Source organism: Halioxenophilus sp. WMMB6, from assembly GCF_033283405.1.
GTDB lineage: Bacteria > Pseudomonadota > Gammaproteobacteria > Pseudomonadales > Cellvibrionaceae > Halioxenophilus.
Genome location: NZ_JAWMQR010000001.1, coordinates 631,002 through 652,726, shown reverse-complemented (window position 1 = coordinate 652,726; position 21,725 = coordinate 631,002). Strand labels below are relative to the sequence as shown.

Annotated in this window: 19 protein-coding genes; 10 read left to right on the top strand and 9 right to left on the bottom strand. The window is 47.6% G+C overall.

Going from position 1 to position 21,725, the window contains the following annotated elements; genetic code table 11:
* Positions 1-25: 25 nt before the first annotated feature.
* The 3 genes from upp to SBL51_RS02780 are packed head-to-tail and all read right to left on the bottom strand — an operon-like array spanning position 26 to position 3,192.
* Positions 26-649: a uracil phosphoribosyltransferase gene (gene upp / locus SBL51_RS02790; RefSeq protein WP_317929007.1), complete on the bottom strand. Its 624-nt coding sequence runs from the start codon at positions 647-649 to the stop codon at positions 26-28.
* A 51-nt stretch (positions 650-700) separates the two neighbouring features.
* Positions 701-1,912, bottom strand: a complete 1,212-nt coding sequence (locus tag SBL51_RS02785; RefSeq protein ID WP_317929005.1) for a DUF1688 family protein — start codon at positions 1,910-1,912, stop codon at positions 701-703.
* Between the two features lie 2 nt (positions 1,913-1,914).
* Positions 1,915-3,192 carry a GTP cyclohydrolase II gene (locus SBL51_RS02780; protein WP_317929004.1) on the bottom strand — a complete coding sequence of 426 codons (1,278 nt, stop codon included), beginning with the start codon at positions 3,190-3,192 and terminating at the stop codon, positions 1,915-1,917.
* Between the two features lie 526 nt (positions 3,193-3,718).
* Here SBL51_RS02780 and SBL51_RS02775 point away from each other — a divergent pair.
* Together SBL51_RS02775 and SBL51_RS02770 are read left to right on the top strand one after the other, a co-directional pair.
* Positions 3,719-4,102, top strand: coding sequence for a cytidine deaminase (locus SBL51_RS02775; RefSeq protein WP_317929003.1), 384 nt, complete (start codon positions 3,719-3,721; stop codon positions 4,100-4,102).
* A gap of 26 nt (positions 4,103-4,128) precedes the next feature.
* Positions 4,129-5,061, top strand: coding sequence for an isopenicillin N synthase family dioxygenase (locus SBL51_RS02770; protein ID WP_317929000.1), 933 nt, complete (start codon positions 4,129-4,131; stop codon positions 5,059-5,061).
* A 17-nt stretch (positions 5,062-5,078) separates the two neighbouring features.
* Here the strand turns inward: SBL51_RS02770 and SBL51_RS02765 are convergent, their stop codons facing one another.
* A complete protein-coding gene (locus tag SBL51_RS02765; RefSeq protein ID WP_317928999.1) occupies positions 5,079-6,299 on the bottom strand; it encodes a NupC/NupG family nucleoside CNT transporter in 1,221 nt (406 codons plus the stop codon).
* Positions 6,300-6,533: 234 nt separating this feature from the next.
* Complete coding sequence (locus SBL51_RS02760) at positions 6,534-7,238, bottom strand: hypothetical protein (RefSeq protein ID WP_317928998.1); 705 nt, start codon at positions 7,236-7,238, stop codon at positions 6,534-6,536.
* A 312-nt stretch (positions 7,239-7,550) separates the two neighbouring features.
* Between SBL51_RS02760 and SBL51_RS02755 the strand changes: the two genes are divergently transcribed.
* From SBL51_RS02755 to SBL51_RS02745, 3 genes are all read left to right on the top strand, one after another.
* Entirely contained in the window at positions 7,551-8,303 is a 753-nt protein-coding gene (locus tag SBL51_RS02755) for a 2OG-Fe(II) oxygenase (protein WP_317928997.1), read from the top strand.
* Positions 8,304-8,342: 39 nt separating this feature from the next.
* Positions 8,343-9,269 (top strand): alpha/beta hydrolase, encoded by a 927-nt coding sequence (locus SBL51_RS02750; protein ID WP_317928995.1) that lies wholly within the window; start codon positions 8,343-8,345, stop codon positions 9,267-9,269.
* 170 nt (positions 9,270-9,439) lie between these two features.
* Entirely contained in the window at positions 9,440-12,823 is a 3,384-nt protein-coding gene (locus SBL51_RS02745) for a PAS domain S-box protein (protein ID WP_317928993.1), read from the top strand.
* A 90-nt stretch (positions 12,824-12,913) separates the two neighbouring features.
* Here the strand turns inward: SBL51_RS02745 and SBL51_RS02740 are convergent, their stop codons facing one another.
* Complete coding sequence (locus SBL51_RS02740; RefSeq protein ID WP_317928991.1) at positions 12,914-13,717, bottom strand: SDR family NAD(P)-dependent oxidoreductase; 804 nt, start codon at positions 13,715-13,717, stop codon at positions 12,914-12,916.
* Between the two features lie 120 nt (positions 13,718-13,837).
* Here SBL51_RS02740 and SBL51_RS02735 point away from each other — a divergent pair, with 120 nt between their 5' ends.
* The 5 genes from SBL51_RS02735 (at position 13,838) to SBL51_RS02715 (ending at position 19,352) form a co-directional block, all read left to right on the top strand.
* Positions 13,838-14,302, top strand: a complete 465-nt coding sequence (locus tag SBL51_RS02735) for a hypothetical protein (RefSeq protein WP_317928989.1) — start codon at positions 13,838-13,840, stop codon at positions 14,300-14,302.
* 55 nt (positions 14,303-14,357) lie between these two features.
* Complete coding sequence (locus SBL51_RS02730) at positions 14,358-14,870, top strand: nuclear transport factor 2 family protein (RefSeq protein WP_317928988.1); 513 nt, start codon at positions 14,358-14,360, stop codon at positions 14,868-14,870.
* A gap of 172 nt (positions 14,871-15,042) precedes the next feature.
* Positions 15,043-17,166: a glycoside hydrolase family 2 protein gene (locus tag SBL51_RS02725; RefSeq protein ID WP_317928986.1), complete on the top strand. Its 2,124-nt coding sequence runs from the start codon at positions 15,043-15,045 to the stop codon at positions 17,164-17,166.
* 849 nt (positions 17,167-18,015) lie between these two features.
* Complete coding sequence (locus tag SBL51_RS02720; protein WP_317928984.1) at positions 18,016-18,306, top strand: DUF1330 domain-containing protein; 291 nt, start codon at positions 18,016-18,018, stop codon at positions 18,304-18,306.
* A gap of 35 nt (positions 18,307-18,341) precedes the next feature.
* The gene (locus SBL51_RS02715) at positions 18,342-19,352 is read left to right on the top strand and encodes an LLM class flavin-dependent oxidoreductase (protein ID WP_317928982.1); all 1,011 of its coding nucleotides are present in this window, start codon (positions 18,342-18,344) and stop codon (positions 19,350-19,352) included.
* Between the two features lie 8 nt (positions 19,353-19,360).
* On the opposite strand, the gene arsB is transcribed toward SBL51_RS02715, so the two are convergent.
* Genes arsB through SBL51_RS02700 form a run of 3 tightly spaced genes read right to left on the bottom strand, consistent with a single transcriptional unit; the run spans position 19,361 to position 21,184 of the window.
* Positions 19,361-20,365 carry an ACR3 family arsenite efflux transporter gene (gene arsB, locus SBL51_RS02710; protein ID WP_317928980.1) on the bottom strand — a complete coding sequence of 335 codons (1,005 nt, stop codon included), beginning with the start codon at positions 20,363-20,365 and terminating at the stop codon, positions 19,361-19,363.
* A 2-nt stretch (positions 20,366-20,367) separates the two neighbouring features.
* Positions 20,368-20,841 (bottom strand): arsenate reductase ArsC, encoded by a 474-nt coding sequence (locus SBL51_RS02705; protein ID WP_317928978.1) that lies wholly within the window; start codon positions 20,839-20,841, stop codon positions 20,368-20,370.
* A 10-nt stretch (positions 20,842-20,851) separates the two neighbouring features.
* Positions 20,852-21,184 (bottom strand): metalloregulator ArsR/SmtB family transcription factor, encoded by a 333-nt coding sequence (locus SBL51_RS02700; protein WP_317928976.1) that lies wholly within the window; start codon positions 21,182-21,184, stop codon positions 20,852-20,854.
* Positions 21,185-21,725 lie beyond the last annotated feature (541 nt).

Here is a 21,725-nt window from a genome sequence, read left to right as displayed (position 1 = left end):
ATGATGGCTTATAACAACATTAACGTTACTGGTTATTGTAATAGCGAGCGCCGACATCACCAATGCCGGGGGTAAGGTAGCCATTGTCGCTCAGCTGCTCGGTAGTCGAGACGGTAAAAATCTTCAGTTCGGGGTGTTGGCTGGCAAGCAGTGCCAATCCCTCCTCACACGCAATAATGGATAAAAATTTCACCTCTGTTGCACCCATCTCATACAGCCGACTAACGCTCGCCGCGGCGGTGGTTCCGGTGGCAATGACCGGGTCAAGGACATAGGCAACCGAGTGATCCAACTCCTTCGGCATTTTACAGAAATACTCCACAGTTGTATTAAGGAACTTATCCCGGTAAATACCGATATGGCCAACGGAACAGTCGGGCCAAAAGCGTTGAATGCTCTCCTGCATGCCAATACCGGCTCGCATAATTGGAATTAAGGCAAATTTTTGTTCGACCTTTTCCGATGAGCACTCTGCAAAGGGGGTATCTACCTTTACTGCTATGGTTTTTTGTTCCTTGCTTGCTTCAAGGAATATTTGCACAGCCAGCTCTCCGAGCAACTGGCGAAATTTGTCCGAGCCGGTCGTTTTATCGCGTAAGCTGGCCAATTTGTGCAGTATCAGCGGGTGGTTAACCAAGGTTACCGACATAACAGGTTCCTAAATAATCGATAATAGCGTTCAATGGCCACTCTCTTGCACCTAAAAAACCGTACCATCACTGATGATCTGCAGCGGTGGCGAGAGGTCTGGACGGAGATTCCTGGCCAGGAGTCTACCCGCCTGCCAGGTACCGCCTTGTAGGACCTTCGCTAATGGAAAATCAACGGAGCGTAACCCCAGTATTGCCGCAATTTTTTCAGCCAATAGATCCAGCAGGACGATGGTCAAAGCTCGCCACTCAATAATAATTTCGCTGGCGGGAGGCCAGGCTTGACGACTATCGTTTTCATCACGTAATTCGAGTAGCCCGAAATCCAGGAGAAAGCCTCCGTTGCGATACTCAGCCAGGCCGGTTAACTTTTCGACGTCAACCACCGCTATTCCGGCATCTTGCAGTGTCTCTACCAGAGAGTAGGTAAGCCACTGGGAGAGTTTATGGAAAGGTACCAAACCGGCAATACCCTCACCTAATTGGGGGTAGGCCCAGGTGTCGCCGAGATTGGTCTCTTCTATGGCAATACGGCCCGGCCAAATAGGGCCAAAAGCGTGTAACACGGTAGCGAGAACTGTTAGTGCTGATAAAGGCTTTTTAAAATTGCCAAGCAGAAAATCGACAAGATCTCCGGGCCGTTTATTAGGGAAATAGTTTGGCTGCTCTGCCAGCGTTTTACCCAAATCAACTAACAGTTGTACGCGACCAGAGACGGCCGCCATTGGGTTGGCATTGGAGATATTGAAGTAGCGGGCAAAGTCCGCCTCGGTAATGGCCAATAAACTATCGGCCTCGGTTTGCGGCAGTCCTGCCTTACCCGCACCAAAACCGCCTGCTAAAAACATATCCAGGCTCGCTAATGCCAACCCCTCAGATCGACCGGGTGCGACGCTGTTGTTGGATTGATATCGCCAATGGGGGCCAGCCCCTGCATCGATTAATACCGATGGCACAATAAGATCAAAGCCAAGACGGGCTTTTTCCAACGGCGCAAGTGACTGTGTTAGTGCGCGATATTGATTGAGCTGAAATTCATCGCCAATTTCAAAGTGTCGCCAACGGGAGTGGTAGGGGACATTCAAGTCGGGATAATTCTGCGTGATAAGATCAGCCACATACTGTGCAGCTGCAGATAATTTCTCCAGATTAACCTGAAAATGAGTTTTACCAGACAACGCCAAATTAAAGATATGGTTAGAACGTTCCCGGATTAATTCGGTAGAGAATAGGGCAGAGAGCTCGAAGGTATTGCTTGCCATGGCTAATCCAGGTTCCTGCCTTTCACTGCCGCCAACTCATCACTGTTTTTTGTGGCCTCTTCGGTAAAATAGCCGGCGGCCTTTTTGGCTTCTATTTCAACCAGGGCATCTTCGGGAATTAATTCCGCCGGTATACTGATTCGATTTTCCACAACGATGCCACTATTGGTGATGGCGTTGTACTTCATGTTGCTCATGGAGTGGAGGTGGTGAATTTGTTTGATGCCAAAAAAATGCAGCACATCGGGCATTAACTCCTGGAAGCGGGCATCCTGCACGCCAGCCACGCACTCGGTTCGTTCAAAATAGGTGGCTGCGCTGTCGCCACCGAGTTGTCTTTTGCGGGCGTTGTACACTAAAAATTTGGTTACTTCGCCCAGTGCTCGGCCTTCCTTGCGAAAGTAGACGATCAAGCCGACACCGCCTCTTTGTGCGGTGCGCACGGCATCCTCTATACCGTAGGTAAGGTATGGCCGGCAGGTACAGATATCCGATCCAAAAACGTCGGAACCATTGCACTCATCGTGTACCCGGCAGGTTAGTTCAACCTCTGGGTTGGCTAAATCGGCAATACGACCAAATATATAGGCGGTTGTACTGCCAATAGGGGGCAGAAGAACTTTTAGATCAGAGCGGGTGACTAACTCGGGGTACATGCCACCAGTTTCACGAAACAGAATCTTTCTAAGCGCCGCCTCCGTCAATTGAAAGCGCTCGGCAATACTCGGAAGATGCCATACGGGGTCGATTGCGACTTTGGTAACTCTTACATCGCCTTTGCTGGTAACGAAACAATCATCGGCCTGCAAACGGCCAGCTGCGAGTGCTTCACGAATTTCCGGTAACTGCAGTCTGGCCTGTGTGACGGCTATTGTCGGTTGAATATTAAAACCCTGCTCAAGAAATTGATGGAAGGTTGTGGCGATATTTGCCCCCCAGGGATCGAGGGAGATTATTTTGCCAGGCTGCCACCAAGACTCCTGTGGTGTGATTATTTCAGTGGGCTCAGTGTTATTGAGATCGGGCTTATGGCTTGGCGGGTATTTGCCTGAGGCAATCGATAGCGCCCTGTAAATGGTGTAACTACCGCTGTGGGTACCAATACAGTTGCGATGGGAAGGGTTGCTTACCGTACCGATGACCGGCCCTCGCAGTAGGGGATCTTTGTTCCCCCAATCGATGAACGGTACAGTTCCAGGCTGATCTACCGTGTGAGAGGTTAATCTGATATGGGTCGAATTAAAGCTCGCTGGGGTGCCTTTGCTTAGGGTTGCCACCACTAACACCTCCTATTTGGAACGCTGTAAAGATAACTGCAGCCGACCAGTGTTTGCTGAACAGAGACATCAGTAAAACTTAATCGATTAACTGTAATCCGTCAACGATAACTAACGAGCAGCAGATAAGCGTCGTAATGAGGCAACTGAAGGGTGGAAATGGCGTGTTTACAATACCTGACAATGGCCGCTTTATGAGGATGAAACGGCTAAGAAAGAAGGCTAGATGAGGTTGCATAAAGCCACACCAAGAAAAAAGCCGGTAAAAACCGGCGGAAGCTTGGAGAATTGCAACTGACTTTTTTTAATAATAGACAGGTTCTAGGGCGTCGCCAGCCTCTTAACGTTTCTTTGGCGAAGCTATCGGTCGCTTAAAAATTGGTTTGCCAATGCGCCTTAACCGTTTAAGCTATTGCGCTACAGTGGTCGGGAGTCAGGCCATTCAGAAGCAGGCTCTCTAATAGCGCCTCGGCACCATCAAGGAGTGGCCAGGGGCAAAATCAACACTATCACTAAAAATCTTTAGATTATGGATATAGATCTTCTAAAACAGGCCGCCCGGGATACAGCAGCCAAGAGCTACTCACCCTATAGCCGGTTTCCCGTTGCTGTCGCTTTTTATAATGACGAAGGTGAGATGTTCACCGGTGTTAATGTGGAAAATGCCTCTTATGGCCTGGCCATTTGCGCTGAACGCAATGCGATTTGTTCAGCGGTAACCGCTGGCTCACGGACAATCAATACGTTAGTCGTGTATACCCCCACTCAGGAACCAACACCACCCTGTGGGGCTTGCCGGCAATTTATTCGGGAATTTTCCAATAGTGCTACGATAATATCCATCTGCGATAGCGACCTGGAATTACAGGCAAGCATTGCAGAACTATTGCCAGGCTCATTCACGCTTAAGTAACAATTTCAACCCGTGGTAGGTATCCAATGAGTGAAACGCGGCAGGTTCCTAGCCTTAGCCTGGAAGATTACTTCATACCTTCCAGCCAGAAGTTGTTTGTTGATCAGTTTTACAATGCGCTAGCGGAGTTTGGTTTCGTGGTTATTCGTAATCATGGAATTCATCCGAGTTTATTCAAGCAGGCCTACCGGTTGGCGGAAAGTCTGTTTAACTTGCCCGATACGGTAAAGCAGCGCTATGAGACAGGCTCCGGTCAGCGTGGCTATATCAGTTTCGGCAAGGAGACAGCGGCGGGTTTCGAATACCCGGATTTAAAAGAGTATTGGCATATTGGGCCGGAATTACCGGGCCTGAGCCCGTATTTAAAGGATTACCCGGCTAATATCTGGCCGGATGAGATTGCAGAATTTCGTGAGTTTTTTATTGAACTTCACCAAAAACTTAATAATGTTGCCAAACAATTATTAACCGCACTTGCCTCTGCTATGGAGCTGCCAGCCGACTATTTTTCCGAGATGATTTGCGAGGGCAACTCCGTACAGCGGCTCATACATTACCCCGCGCTTGAAAAAGTGGCAGCCAGCCAAGGTGTTCGTGCGGCCGCTCATGCCGATATTAATCTAATGACGCTGTTGATTGGCGCTACAGATTCCGGTTTGCAGTTGTTGGATCGTGATGGTAAATGGTTGGCTATCGAAAACGAACTGGGAGACTTGGTGGTCGATACCGGTGATATGATGGCCCGTTTGACCAATTCCAGATTGCCGGCCACGGTGCATCGAGTGGTAAACCCCACTGATAATACCCGCGCCCGTTACTCTATCCCATTCTTTGTACACCCGAGAAACGAGGTGATCCTGGATCCGCTTCCCAAATTTGTAGAGGAGGGGAGCAAGTTAACAACATCAATGACCGCCGGTGAGTTTTTGGCGGAGCGGCTCCGGGAAAACGGTTTTTAAGCATTGCCGTTTGTTAGCTATAACAGCGAAATAAAAAATCCCGCAATAGCCGCGCTCATTAAGTTTGCCAAAAATGCGGCTAATACTGCCCGCAAACCGAGATTGGCGATATCACTGCGCCGGTTAGGCGCCATAATTCCCAAGCCTCCCAACTGTATAGCGATTGAGGAGAAATTGGCAAAACCACAGAGTGCAAAGGTAACCACAGCTTGTGTATGGGGGCTTAACTGATCCTTAAGGTTGGAGTAGTCGACGTAAGCCACAAACTCATTAAGCACCAACTTCTGGCCAATTAAACTGCCTGCCACGCCACTTTCGGACCAAGGCACACCCAGTAAAAAGGCTATTGGTTGAAATAGCCAACCAAGAATTTTCTGCAGTGTGAGGCTGTCCATACCAAACCAGTGGCCAATGCCCGTGAGCATACCGTTGACAAGGGCGATCAATGAAATAAACGCTAACAGCATAGCTCCAATATTGACGGCGAGTTTCATACCGTTGCTGGCTCCACCCGCTGCCGCATCAAAAATATTAGCGTACTCATCCCGGTTGTTTGCGGTTATCTGGTTATGCTCGACCACGCTCTCGGTTTCCGGTAGCAACAGTTTAGCCATGAGGAACCCCCCGGGTGCCGCCATAAAACTGGCCGCCAGCAGATATTTGAGTTCAACGCCCAGCCCTACATAGCCGGCTAACACGGAACCTGCGACAGTGGCCATTCCGCCCACCATCACTGCGAAAATTTCCGATTGTGTCATGGAGGCTATATAGGGCCGTATGACCACCGGCGCCTCGGTTTGGCTGACAAATATATTGGCCGTAGCCGACATGGATTCAGCCTTGCTGGTGCCTAATAGCCGTTGCAGACCGCCGCCCAATACTCTTACCACCCAACCCATAACGCCCAAATAGTAGAGCACCGAAATCAGGGCCGAGAAAAAGATAATGACCGGTAAGACATTAAACGCGAAAATAAAGCCTATTTTCATTCTGCCGACATCGCCAAACAGAAACTCAATGCCGGCAGTACCATAGCTAAGTACTTGAGATATGGCATTAGAGAGAGATCTTAATATCGCTTTACCAGCAGGCAGATAAAGCGCAAAAGCGCCTAAGCAAAATTGCAGACCAAAGGCGATGCCCACTGTGCGCCAGCTTATGGATTTTTTTGAGCGAGAAAGCAGAAAGGCGATAGTGAGTAGAATGAGAATGCCAAAGAAACAGATGATCGTGGTCAATGATGAATGCCTGTTTAGCTAAATTGATATGGGCCGATGGCCGTTCACTTCTGTGCGGTGCTGCCGCTACTGCACAGATTTACGAAAAATCTAAATTAATGACGAACCTGTTTGGAAAAGCATCAACAAGTTTCATCAAGCACTTCTATATGCATGTAGTTAAGACATGGTGATCTACTTATAACAGTGAATGTACTGTTTGATTACTGAGTAGGAGCTTTGTTATACATAGAACTAATAACTGATCGCCTGTAGTTTGCGATACAAACGTTGTACCTTCCACGGTAGCTTGGCTGGCTCTGAATTAGCGTGGTTGTTTAATTCTGCTTCGTAAAATCGGTCTGTGTCAGGTATGGCATTTAGTGCTAGCTCTTTTACAACACGGTCGACCTTTTCGTTAAATTGAGCTTCGGGGAGATCAAAACAGAGAACAGGGAAGGGGTGCCGTTTATACTCTTTGTAGAGTGCTTTGTTGTAGCGATACCAAAGCTCGTAAGCATGGTTATTGGGCATATTATTGCGGTGGGCCAGTGATTTTGCCACAGCGATAGGGCTGCGAAAGATACCGACAAACTCCATTGTTTTGATGATTTTCTTCCAGCCGTCCAATACTAGTAATGTACGAGGGTCCTTAAAACCTAATACCGGTATTTGTTCATGCTCGGTTAGAAGTTCTTGGCCTTTGGCGAGCTGCTCTGCGGACCACTCAACTTTTTTCGGAGGAATATTCCAGGCACCTTTATTTGCCGCTAAAATTTCATCATTAAGATCGACAAAAGCCTGATTTTCACGGTTCCCCTTTTGGTTATAAGGATTCCAGGTATGGCAGTTACCTAACTCTAGGCCGGCCTTTTGCAGGGAGCCCGTCAAGCAGCTGGTGCCACTGCGGTGCATACCTAGTACAGCAATGACTCTTTGGGCTTCGTTCAGGCTGGCCATGCGGTCAATTCTCCTCGTGTAGTCGATTGGTCAGGATCGCAGCCTGTGCTTCTATGCCCAACAGCTTCACCATATCCAATTGAGCGGCGAGCTTTATGTTGCCAGTCATTAGGTCTGTTCACGTCAAATATTGTAAATCCAATCATCTATTATCAGCCCGCACCCAGATAAAACGGGCTTGCCAAGTCTGCGGCAGTATAAACTATCTTATTTGAAAGGGTAATTGATGGCTTCCAATGCCGTGAATAGATCGAATAATATCGGTTGGTAAATGTGGTACGTCTATTACCTGAGCACAGGCCAGTACATAAAATGATCGATCAAAAAGCGTTCTATGTCGTTGCGCGTGAACCGGGCGCAGAGCACCCGGCCTTACCCACCTGGGCCAATGTCGGACTAAACCCTATTGGCCTGGAGCTTGGCCCGTATTCGCGGGCTGTTACGAAGCTGAGTGTCGAAGGGGTACCAGGGTGTTATCAACTGCTCGATGTACTAGCTCCAGGCGAGTGCCAGGGGTTTATTCAGCTCAGTGAGCGACTGGGCTATCTTCCCGATGCTGCGGTCTCACTGCCACGTGAGATTCGTCACAACGATAACCTAGTGTGGATTGTAGACGCTGCTACGGATGAGATTATATGGCGTCGGGCGGTGGTTGCGGTTATGGCGGACTTAATGCCGTTTGATGGCAAACGGCCACTGGGAATCAATGCCCGCTTTCGGTTTTACCGCTACCGGCCTGGCGACTATTTTAAGCCCCATACCGATGGATCTTGGCCCGGCAGCAGAGTAATTGATAGACGTCTGATTACCAATGCCTACACCGACCGCTATAGTTTAATGACCTTTCTCATTCTACTGAATGACGATTTTGAGGGCGGTGCTACCCGATTTTTTGTTCCCAATCGAGTTGAAGAGGAGCGGCGAGTGGTCGATGTACGTACCCCTGCGGGTGGAGTGCTTTGTTTTCCTCATGGGTTACACCCATGGCATTGCACTCACAGTTCAGAACCGATAGTGAATGGAACAAAGTACATCATTCGAACCGATGTACTCTTCGAACTTTAAATTTAAGTAAAACTAAAATAACGAGCTTAATTAAAAATTATGGAACTAGATCGCATTCACCCGGAACTACAACCTACCTATAAACGCATACCGAATATCCCTTTTGACAATTGGTTTTTCTTCAAACTGCTGCAGCTGGTGCAATGGCTACAACCCAAGCGGAAGCAGCCCATACCCAAAGTCGAGATTGTTGATCACGCGCTGGCCAAGACCGCAGTTCGCGTTTATCGACCGCAACAGTGTAGTGGCGCCGGTCTGCTATGGATACACGGTGGTGGTTATATTATGGGCGATGTATCGATTAATGACCGTGAGTGTAACAAGCTCGCCAAAACCTTGGGATTGGTCGTGGTATCGGTCGATTATCGCTTAGCACCCAAATACGCATTCCCTGTACCGTTGGACGACTGCTATTCGGCCTGGCAATTTATGTTGGATAACTGTCAAAACTGGGGAGTAGATCCAAATCGTTTAGCGGTATTGGGGCAGAGTGCGGGTGGAGGCCTGGCGGCAGGGCTTGTGCAGAGGATTGCAGATACCAATGGGGTGCACCCGGCCGCGCAAATTCTCACCTATCCCATGTTGGATGACCGCACTGCAAATAATAGAGAGTTGGATTCTATTAAGCACCGTCTCTGGAACAACCGCAGTAATCGCTTCGGATGGCGTAGTTACCTTGGCTGCGACCCGGGCAATGACACTATTGCCAGCTATGCGGTACCGGCCCGACGGGAATCATTAACCGGTTTGCCGCCAACCTGGATTGGCGTTGGCGATCTAGACCTCTTCTACGCAGAAAATTGCCGTTATGCCGAACGACTGAGAGCAAGTGGTATTGATTGTGAATTATGGATAAGTCCACAGTGCCCCCATGGCTTTGATCTGTTGGCGCCAAAATCAACGCCAGCCAGAGAGATCAATCAGTCAATTCGAACCTTCCTAAGTAAATACCTTGGCATAGGGTAAATTCTGTCCGGTCATACGATATAAATCTTCGAAATTCAATACCTTATATGTTTGGCAGCTGGGTCATCAATCCGCCGTGGATGTCGGCCGTAATCTCAGATCAGACCATTAGTTGCTCCTAATTTATAAATTTTGGCTAAACTGACTTTAATTGGAACCTAGGTTTAGCCATGCTCAGATCGACTCACAGTCTCATCATCACTTTTGTGATCACCTCTATGCTATTAATCGCATTAGTGGTTATAGCCATCGGCCATTTTGAGAGCAAAACTGCTGCTATCAATTTACAGGCGGAACTGCAAAATAGCTTAATTGAACGTGAGGCGATGATTGAAGACTTGGTGCGGGATCGTGCCAATGACACCCTTTTTCTCGCTGCTCTCCCACCAATAAATGGAATTATCCGTGCCACTGCCGGAGATGGTATGGATGCTCGCCAAAACTCCTCTTTAACCATTTGGCGTGAGCGGTTACAGGTTATTTTTAGAGCTTATTTAGAAAACCATTCAGATGTAACACAGGTTCGGTACATTGGTATAACGGATGAGGGCCGTGAGTTGGTCCGGGTTGATAGAACCGATGGCCAGATTAATATTATCCCGGAAGATCAACTGCAAACCAAGGGCAGGCGGGAATACTTTCAGCTCGCTATTAAACAACCAACGGGTGGTGTCAGCATTGCTCCGATCACGCTAAACCAGGAACATGGGTTAATTGATACTCCCCATACACCAATGCTAAGAACCAGCACACCGATATACGATGATAATGGCAATATTTTTGGCATTGTTATTATCAACACAAGTTTGAGTACGCTATTTCAGTCGCTGCAAAAGAACCTTAATAGTCAATATATTTTTTATCTTCTGAATGACGAGCGTCAGTTCCTGATTCACCCCGACGCTTCCAAAAGTTTTGGCTTCGATTTGGGTAGTCCCTATTCCTGGGATTCACAATTTATTGAACAGAATCCGTACTCTTCTACGCTTAACACCTATTTTGATAAAGCTTTAGATCAAACTGAGGTTGTGTTGATTCAGCCATTGAATATCAACAATGGAGAGTTGCCTTTACAATTGGCGATCGCTATGCCTAAACGGTATATCGACAATATTGTGTTCGGTCATCAATTAAAAGCATTGCCTGGTGTCGTAGCTGGCTTTGTGATTTTACTGATATTTTTTACCATCTATTTAAAAAATTATCGGCTGCGTGTCGAGCGCAAAGAGATCAAAAATATAATAGATGCCGCGCCAATTGCCCTTATTATGGCGAACTCAGATGGCGTGATTGAGTTGGTTAGCCAGGGAGTGTTAAATCTATTTGGATATACCGAGAATGAGTTAATAGGAAAACCCGTCGAACTGCTGATGCCAGATAATTTGCGTGAACACCACCCCAAACATAGACAAAATTTTATGAAAAATCCGGGGCGAAGAGATATGAGTTTGCGCACAAATTTACAAGCGGTTAGAAAAGATGGCTCGCGATTTTTTGTGGAAATCGGGTTGAATACATTGCCTACCGCTCACGGCGTGAAATTGCTCGCGGCACTTAATGATATTAGCAATCGCGTTGCCATCGAGAAGAAAACCGACCAGCTCAAAGCCATACTTGAGCAAACCCCGGATTTTATCGGTACGGCCGACATCAGTGGCAACCTCCTTTATCATAATGCCGCAGCGATCAACATGGTTGGTTTGAGCGGCGCTAATGCCCTGGATTCGATGAAAATCGGTGACATGCATACCGAAACCATCTCTAAGTTTATACTGGAGGAGGCGATTCCTACGGTATTGAAAACAGGTGTTTGGCAGGGGGAAAGCCTGCTTTTGCATCGTGATGGGTACGAAATTCCAGTTTCTCAAGTGATACTTGCTCACCGTAACGAAAAGGGAGAGGTGGAGTTTTTATCAACGGTAATGCGGGATATCAGTGAGCAGAAAAAACGCCAAAAAGAGTTATCTGACGCACAAGCACTGGCAGAAACCGCCAATCGAGCTAAGTCGAATTTTATTGCCAATATGAGCCACGAGATACGCACACCCCTAAATGCCGTATTAGGCATCATGCAGTTGATAAGACGTACTGAATTAAGTATACAGCAACGTGATTACATTGCTCGTAGTGAAACGGCAGCTCAAACTCTACTGCAGATAATCAACGATATTCTTGATTTTTCTAAGATAGAAGCTGGCAAGATGGCATTGGAAGCACACAGTTTTATCTTGGATGAGTGGCTGCGTAATATCGGTAATATTATGGCGGCCAATCTGGGAGCTAAAGAGATTGAACTACTGTTTGATATCGATAGCGATGTTCCTCCTGTTGTAATCGGCGATTCATTACGCCTGCAGCAGATTTTAATTAATTTAACAGGCAACGCCATTAAGTTTACTGAGCAAGGTGAGGTAAGGGTGGTGGTCACTACCAACGGAGAGGAGCTTCTATTCCAGGTAATCGATACCGGTATTGGCATAGCCTCAGATAAGTGGAGTGCTATCTTTGATGGCTTCTCTCAGGCCGAGGCTTCCACCACCAGAAAATACGGTGGTACCGGTTTAGGCTTGGCGATTTCTAAGCGCTTGGTCGATCTAATGGGAGGGCAGTTAAGCGGTCATAGTGAGTTGGGCAAGGGAACACTATTCGAGTTCTCCATTCCGCTACTGGCGGGCCTGCTGCCAACCTTTAATGGGACAGTTGCCGACGAACTAAAAGATTTAAAAGTATTAGTGGTCGACGATAATAAATCTGTTTGTGATGTGGTTGTTCGTTTGTTGAAAGGCATTGATTCCAGCTGGCTGGTGGATCGAACCATAAGTGCCAGTTCAGCTATGGAGATGATTAGCATGCATTTCGCTAAAACCAGTCGATTTTATGATCTGGTTTTGGCTGACAGTTATTTAATGCAAACGCAGCAGCCTGGTTTCCCTGCTTTCCTTCGTGACAAGTATCAAGCGGAACAGGTACCTTATTCAGATCGGCCGTTGTTGTTTATGATGTGCAGGAAACTGTTAGACCGCCAAGTTTGGGACAACAACACCACTAGTTCCTGTATTGATGCCTTCGTCACCAAGCCAATAACTGCGACCTATCTGTTGGAGACATTAACCGAGGCTTTACAAAATAAAGAGGTATTAGCCTCGAGCGCGGTCACGCAGCAATCAACCCCTTTAACACTCAATGGGCTACATATACTCTTAGTCGAGGACAACCTGTTTAATCAGGAGATTGCCATCGAGGCACTTTCAGAGTTAGGCGCGGAGATAACCGTTGCCGAGCACGGCAAAGCAGCCATCGACATTATCGAGAGCAACAGAGAACAATTCGGTGTGGTGTTAATGGATATACAGATGCCCGAACTAGACGGTTATTCGGCAACCAGGCTTATTCGTGAACAGTTGCAGCTGGATAATTTACCCATTATTGCTATGACGGCAAACGCAATGGCGGAGGATCGTGATATGGCTCTGGCCGCTGGTATGAATGACCATGTGGCTAAACCTATTGATTGGGAAGCGCTATTCCAGCTGCTTACCCGTTATAGGAAGTAGATATATCCGGGTTCTAAGCGTTGGCTGCTTAATGCGTTCTTGATCAATCGAGCCAGCTTGGCACTCTCATATTCTTCCTGCAAAACAGCATTAATTATCGCCAAAGATCGCTTTAGTTGCCCGATCAATCGCCTCTATTCTACTTCGCCGTGCTGCAGCAGAAGAGGGGGCATAACCGGCAGCGTCATCCTCTAACCCCCAGTTATGCACTGGCCCATGCGGCAACCGCTGTAAGCCAACCCTGGCGACATCCTCCGGTGCGGCAAGATTTTCCGGTACTGGTTGCCCCATTTTGGCGAGGGTTTCACGGAAGGCGGGTGTATCCGTCTGGCCTAAAATCAGATTAAGAACATCAACGCCATAGGGTCGAAGCTCAGTCCACAAGCCTTCGCCAAAGCAGAGATCGAACGCTTTGGTGCCGGAATAAACCGCCATAAAGCTTGAGCCACCGTAGCAGGCTCCGGAGCCCACCAAAATAATTCCGCCTCGCTTCCGCTCTCGCATTAAGCCGCCGAGATGATGGCAGCAGCCTGCGACCATTAATACATTACGATGAATAAGATCTTGCCACTCGCAATAGGGTCTATCCAAAAAGCGGGAGTTAATGCTGTCGGCACCGGCATTGGCGATAAAAAGTCCCACTTCGCGGCCGCCAATGGCGTTGATGATGGCGTCGACCGCATCGACAGTGGATAGGTCGATACTGGCTGTTACACACTCAATCCGATGAGCAGCTTTAAGCTCAATAGCGAGTTGTTCCAGAGGTTCTATGCGGCGTGATAATAGTATGCAATTGATGCCTTCTGCAGCTACCCGATGAGCGAATGCTTTGCCTACACCTTCAGAGGCGCCGGCGATAACGGCCCAAGGACCATATTTTTCTTTCAGGTTCATTTCACAAGGCTCCTGTATATTGGTATGCACATCGGCTGCTCAGGGGTGAAAATAACGCTAGTGCATATTAACTATATTTAATATATTGTTAATATTGCATTGTGAAGGAGTTATGCTTGGATGTCTACTGACCAATTAAATGAGGCGGAGCTTCAGTTCGTGAACGAATTCAGTTCATTGCTCTCCCCATGGGGACTGGCACCTGCCGCGGGCAAAGTTCTCGGCTTTCTGTTCCTGAAGCAACAACCAGTCTCTGTGGATGACATTGCTGGAGCCTTACAAATGAGCCGGGTAGGGGCATGGAACTCAGCCAAAGGGTTGGAAGTGTTTGGCCATATTCGCCGCTCTACGGTAAATGGAAGTAAGAAAATACTCTATTCACCCTCCAATGATTTTTCGGGTGTGTTGGCCCAGCAAGCAGCGTTGATTGGTGCTGTCGGCCAACTGCTACAAAATTGTGCGCTTAACGTCGCTACCGATGAGGAGGCGATAGTCGCACTACAAGGGCGAGCTCAGGTTTATACAGCGCTATCAGACACCATGATAACCAAAATTAAAGAACTCGACGCCGGGCGGTTCCAATAAAATAGTCTTGGCCTGCGTCGGCTAGCCCTGTAATTCAGAACTGAGATTAATGAATATGACTGCGCAAAAAAATACGCAATACCTGATCGACAGAAGTGCAATTACAGACCTTATTTATCAGTACTGCCGTTCTGTTGATCGATTGGATATAGCATTAGGCCGCTCAATTTGGAACTCAGGCGCTTTCGCAGATTATGGTGAATTCTATCAAGGCGATGGGCCTGGTGTGATCGATTTAATTTGCAAGCAGCATCAACACCTGCAAATGCACAGCCACCAGGTCACCAATATTCTGCTTGAGCTTAGCGGTGATTCTGGCACTAGTGAATCTTATGTGACGGCGACTTTGCGCTTGGAAAAAGATAATCAACCGATGCAGATGATGGTGTGGAGTCGTTATATAGATACCTGGTCTAAAAGAGAAGGGCGTTGGGGCCTCGATAAACGTATCGCCATTCGCGATTTTGATGAGATTCGTCCGGTTACACCGATGAGTCAGCACTTTGGTGGCACGCGTGATCAGCAGGACCCATCCTACACGGCAATACCCACGCGTTCCTGCCCATAATGGGCCGCCCATATTAAATTAATATTAAACAAGGCCGGGGTGAATATTGCAGGCTTTCGGTGCTTCGCTGCTGTAGTAGGCTTGCAGTAGTGAACCACTTTAAACGATACGCTGCAGCCGCCAGGCAGTGTGGGTATAAACAAAAATAAAAATATTACTGCGGAGAGTCACGATGATAACCCAATCATTTAAACAAGAAGCCCGTTTACTTCAAACTTTAGGGCTCTACCTAATCGCATTTCTGCTGACACTGGTGACCATCACTGTGGCTCACGCCGAGGAGAAGAGGGGTAAACAAGAGCCCGCACCGACCGACTTTTTTAAGGGTGAACCGGATACTCCCTACCCAGACACCACTCCTCTATTGGTAAATGCCTTTGGTCGCGACTACCAATCCCTGAACGGTCTGTGGGACATTATCATCGACGAAGCCGGCATGGCATGGCGGGTAATTACCAAACACGACTATTTCTCGGGTGCCACCGGCGTGGAGGATTTTGAACATCGGCTACTGGAGCATAGCTTTGACGCTAGCAATCAACTGCGTGTGCCGGGTGATTGGAATAGTCAGCGACCGGAGCTCGACCGTTATCGCAGCCGTATTCTGTACCACAAAAGTGTCGAACTGGAGCCCAAGGTCGGGCAGCGCTATTTTCTCCACTTTGGCGGTGCCAATTACACCACCGACCTATTTGTAAACGACAGGCTGGTAGGGCGGCATCACGGTGGCTATACCTCTTTCAATTTTGATGTTACCGATTTTTTGGTCTCCGGGCCTAATAGCATAATCGTACGAGTCGATGCTGCTCTCGACGAAACCACGATACCCACCATGCGCACCTCTGACTTTTGGAAATACGGTGGGCTGATTGGCGATGTTGGCTTAATCACTCTGCCGGAGACCTATATCTCTCAGTACCATATTTTTCTGGCCAATAAAGAGAGCGGTGCCATTGAGGGTTGGGTGCAACTGGCCGGCAGTGCTGCTGCGCAACGCAAGGTTACCCTGAAAATTGGCGAGGCAGGTATTAAGGTTAGTGCCACCACCGATACCAGTGGCCGGGCTAAGTTTTCGTTAATGGCAAAAAACTTAAAGCTGTGGTCACCTGAAACACCAACGCTCTACGATGTCACGCTGGCCCAATCTGGTGAACAGGTGGCCGATAAAATCGGCTTTCGCACGATAGCCACCGATGGCTTAAAGATTCTTCTAAATGGGAAGCCGTTACGCCTACGTGGCATAAGTCTACATGAGGAGACGACACTGCACGCGGGTATAGCCACTACGCGCGAAGATGTATTGGCTAACTTTAAATTGGTGCAGGAGTTGGGGGCCAATTATGTTCGGCTGGCGCACTATCCACACAATGAACATACCTTAAAGCTTGCCGATGAGTTGGGTTTGCTGGTCTGGAGTGAGGTGCCTATTGTTTCATTGATCGATTGGGAGAACCCAAAAACATTAGCCCAAGCAAAAGCTCAGTTGACAGAGAATGTCACTCGGGATATGAATCGAGCGTCGATTATCATGTGGTCTATAGCCAACGAAAGCTTCCCGCAAAGTGAAGCTAGGCTCAATTTCCTCACACAGTTAGCAAATTTGGCTCGCTCACTGGATGTAAGCCGACGCCCGATTGCGTCGGCATTGGTTGGTGGCCAGGGCGAGGAGTTTAAGGGTCTCGCTAAACAGCTCTTTTCCGAAGTTCTACACTCCCCCAATTTGGCAGCAGCAGATCGCCAACGGCTAATGGCCATGGCAACCAAGATGGGTGGTGGCGAATCTTCACAGGCGGCCGTGTCGCAAAGCGAGGAGCTGTTAACTATTGTGGTCGGGGACCCGTTGGGAGGGGTAGTGGATATTGCTGGTTATAATGAATATTTCGGCTGGTACTACTCCAAGTACATGGCCCAGCTTCTAGGCTTGGATGAGATGCTGGTGCGTGATGCCATGTTCAAGGTGATGCCAAAAGTGCGCATCAGTAACCCTTATGGCAAACCCATGATTATCTCGGAATTTGGCGCCGGTGCTAAATACGGTTTGCACTCCGAAAATGCTTTACTCTGGTCTGAGGAATATCAAGCTAAAGTTTATCGAGCACAATTGGATATGCTTGCTAAGAGTGAATTTGTACAAGGCTATTCGCCGTGGGTATTGAAAGATTTTCGCTCACACCTGCGCGAGTTGAATGGCATTCAGGATACGTATAATCGTAAAGGGTTGGTATCCGAAACGGGGGAGAAGAAATTGGCATTTGAGGTTCTGAAGCAGCATTATTTAGCTGAGTCTAATCAATGAATCTGCTGTTGTGAAATCTCACGCACGAAAAAGGCGACTGTTTCGCAATCAAGACCCGGCTAAGGCGCTCATGAACTAAACGCATCGCCATAAACTGTTAGTGTCGCTCTTGATATGCCCGATGTGACGACGCGTAAAAAGCGGTAACTTCCTGAGTTCTGGGTCAAAGCGTTACCTGTGGCTACCCAACCAAGAACAGATTAAAAACGGAAACAGTTAAAAGCCCGTTGGCAATAGACATTCAAAAGCACGTACATGTAGCAATGGGGCTGAAAAATCTCATTTCCTAGGCGGTAGCATTGCAGATTTCAACCATCGTTGAAGGTGAGGCTAATTAGATTGAAAAAATGAGTTATCTTATAACTTCGTTGGGTAGTTGATGGTCATCCGTCAACAACAAATTTGTTATCGTAAAACCGTTGTAAATTTATCCGGTGTTTCGTTCTGCGATTGATAGCTATCGGTCCACACTCAATAACTTGGTTTTTTCTAGTGTACATCACGGGTTAGAAAGTATTTGGCGGGATAGGAATCAGCTTCGGTTATCGATTCCTAGAAAGAGAAATGGGTATAAGAGTGTTGGACATTGTCGTGGTGGTATTTGCTGAGTTGGGGCAGTATTAACTGGAGCGGGAATGTTTTAGCCAACGTCTATTAAATCACTATGTCTTATACTGGTAAGTATCGGAAATGTTCTGCAGGTTTGATTGGGTGGAATATCTTGCATCTTGAACCAGACTTTGTGTCGAAATCCCTCATATTACCTGGGCTCAATCGGCTTTAAACGCGCTAATATGGACAATTTTCTCACCTCTAAAATTAAGAACACAATAAAAAAGAGACTATCCTATGCCAGCCTACATCGTTGTGACTCGCGAAGGTCCAATCATCGATCAGCAGGAAATGGACACCTACCAAACATTGACACGTTCCAAAAGACCCAATGTGCCGGTGGAACCCATTGTTATCTACGGCCAAATTGAAGGCCTCGAAGGCACTGTTCCTGAAGCCGTAATCATGCTCAAGTTTGAATCAATGGATGTGGCAAGAGATTGGTACTTCAGCCCAGAATACCAGGAAGCTGTGGTTCATCGTCAAAATGCCGGTAAATTTAACGCCTTCTTGGTCAATGGCCTATAAAACCAACAATACGCCTATATAGATGCTGATCGACTATGAACAAGCCTTTAAGCTTTGGTTATCTCTACGACTTTCGTAATCCGCAACCTTGGCATAGCCCCAATGCCTCGCTCTATGCTGAAACCCTGGAGTTAATTACCTGGACTGAGTCTCTTGGTTTTCAAGGCGCCTGGCTGCCAGAGCACCATTGTGCCGACGACGGCTATATGCCATCACCATTAGTGGCTCTGAGTGCAATTGCAGCGAAGACCAGCCGCATAAAAATCGGAACCGCCATAGCGCTGGCGCCGCTCTATCATCCCGTTAAATTTGCAGAAGATTGTGCTGTACTTGATATCATCGCCGATGGTCGATTGGAAATCGCCCTGGCGATTGGCTACCGACGACGGGAAACGGCTGCATTTGGTGTCGATTTCACCAAACGCGGCCAGCGTTTTGACGAGTTTCTGGAGATTATCCAAGCTCTCTGGGCCGGCGATACCGTCACTTATGCCGGCAAACATTTCAATGTTACCGAGGCCGCCATTAATCCATTACCGCCACGAGGTAAAATTCCTCTCTATATAGGTGGTTTTGCTGATAAAGCACTGGAGCGTGTGGCGAAATATGCCGATGGCTATTTTGGCAATGAAGAGGTCTGTGCGGCCTACCTGAACAAGGTAAAAAATCTAGGTAAAAATCCACAGAAAATGGGTGTTAGAATCCAGGGGCTCTTCTATTTGGTCGCTCACGATCCAGAAAAAGCAATGCACGAATTGGCCCCCTATTACCACTATGTAAATAATGCTTATAGCATCTGGCTCAATGAGGATAAAGCGTCTGGTGCCGATGGTATTTTGCAGCAGATGAGTTTGGAAGATTTTAAAAAGAGCGGCATCCTTCAGATAGACACTCCCGCAAAAGCAATCGAAAAGTTTGAATGTATGCGGCAATCAATGCCCTTTGAGCACTTTATGATGATGCGTCCACCGGGTTTGCCTGTTGAAAAATTTCAGGAGTACGCCGAGGTTTTTGCTAGCCACGTCCTACCCAGCTTTAACACGTGAATCTGTAGCTACTGAAACCAGTGACGGGTTCTATTCGCAAACAGTACCAGAGAGATCATCACCGGCACCTCAACCAATACACCCACAACCGTTGCCAATGCGGCGCCCGAATTTAAACCAAATAGCGAGATGGCCACTGCCACAGCCAGTTCGAAAAAATTAGAGGTGCCGATCATACAGGCCGGTGCGGCTATTGAGTGTGGCAATCGGATCAATTTCGCCAGCGTGTAAGCGATAGCAAAGATACCATAGGTTTGAATCAATAACGGAATTGCGATTAGTAGAATTACCAATGGCTTGGTGATTATTGTGTTCGCCTGGAAGCCAAATAGCAGAACCACAGTCGCCAGCAGGCCGATAATGGAGAAAGGCTTTAAGTGGTGGACAAAACTATCGAGCTTACCCTGTGCCATCAGCTTGCGCGTTAACGCTCCAGCCGCGAGCGGTATCACCACGTAAAGCACAACCGATAACACAAGCGTAGCCCAAGGTACGGTGACGTTGCTGATTCCCAACAGCAGTGCCGCCAAAGGCGCGAATGCAAATACCATGATCAGATCATTCACCGAAACCTGAACCAAAGTGTAATTGGGGTCGCCCTTGGTGAGCTGGCTCCATACAAACACCATCGCCGTACAAGGTGCCACACCTAATAAAATCATACCGGCGATGTATTGCGATGCCGAATCAGGATCCACTAAGGGCGCAAATAGTAGTTTGAAAAACAGCCAACCCAGTGCCGCCATAGTAAATGGTTTTACTAACCAATTGATAATCAGGGTTAATGCCAGCCCTTTTGGTTTCTTGCCAACATCTCTGACTGCGGTAAAGTCTACCTGGACCATCATCGGATAGATCATAATCCAAATAAATATCGCGACCGGAAAGTTAACGTGGGCATATTCCACTGTGGCGAACCAGTGGAAAAGCCCAGGAATCAAGCTACCTAATAGAACCCCCGTGAGTATGCAAAGCCCCACCCAAAGGGAGAGGTACCGCTCAAATATTCCCATGGTTACCCTGCTTTGATTTCTTCAGACAACGCCCTGGCTAAGGCACTGTTTGATAAGCCCTGCCCGACTATGCCCATGAGTTTTTGGGTGCGCTTCTCAATGGTATCGATCACCTGATTAAACGCGTGTTTAACAGCATGTTCGTCACCTTCTAATCTGGAGGGGTCGGGCAGCCCCCAATGCAATTTTATGGCTGTGCCTAACCATATTGGGCAGGGTTCATTGGCGGCGCTGTCACAGACGGTAATTACCACATCGGGTACTAGGGTTGTGAATTCATTCCAGGATTGGCTGCGTAGAGCGTCGGTGCTATAGCCCCTTTCAGAAAGCGTTCTGATAGTAAGTGGATGCACTTCCCCACTGGGTTCACTACCAGCACTAAAGGCGGTGATCTGATCCTTGGCAAGCTGATTGGTAATAGCTTCGCAAAGAATACTACGACAGCGGTTGTGCGTGCAGACGAACAAAATTTTCATTGGCAGCCTATTAATTGCAGGAGGGACGATTGTTCATCACTTTTAAATTTTGGGAACAGGACAACAATGGTACCTTCTCACTTTTCAATGCTTGGTCCAGTATCTTTATCGCCCAGTGCGGTAGGTTTGGGTTAATACTGTAGTAGACCCATTGCCCCTTTCGGCAGTCAGTTAATATCCCTGCCGCTCTTAGCGGTGCCAGGTGACGTGATATTTTTGGCTGGCTCTCAGCTAATGCAGTCATCAATTCGCAAACACAGAGCTCACCCTCTTGATACACGAGCAATGTCGCTTTTAACCGGGTGGTATCCGACAAACATTTGAATAGTTGCACTGCATCCACGGTTTGTACCTAAATGGCTCTGTTAAGTTGGCGAAATCTAACATAAGGATATACGTATATCCATATGTTATTTCACTGGCTGTATTATTGGGTGTTAAACCATGCTCCCTTTTCATGTATACAGAACCACCTGAATGGTTTATGGCATGCCAGTGTCTATGTTGCACACCGCTGCTGTTCAGAGTAACGGCAAAAAGAGCCATTAAATTGCATAAAGCTATTGTTTTAGCCCTGCTCATTGTGTTTCCCAGGCGGGCTTGGATAGCGGTTCGTCCTCCGGCCATTATTCGGTTTGGCCTATGAAACTACCATGCCATGATTCGTTTTTCGCTTAATTGGTTTCCATCTACCCCTGCGCAAAAGTAAGTTGCGCACAGAGCAGCGGCGTTTGCACGGCGGAAAGTGGCTATAGGTTCACCTGATTACTGATTGGCTGTCTGTGTATGCGAACCGATGCATCTGGTCTAAACGTCTAAGGTTGTTAGTCGTGTTGGTACATTATCTTTTGTAAAACGAATAAATGTATGGACTATAGACCTAA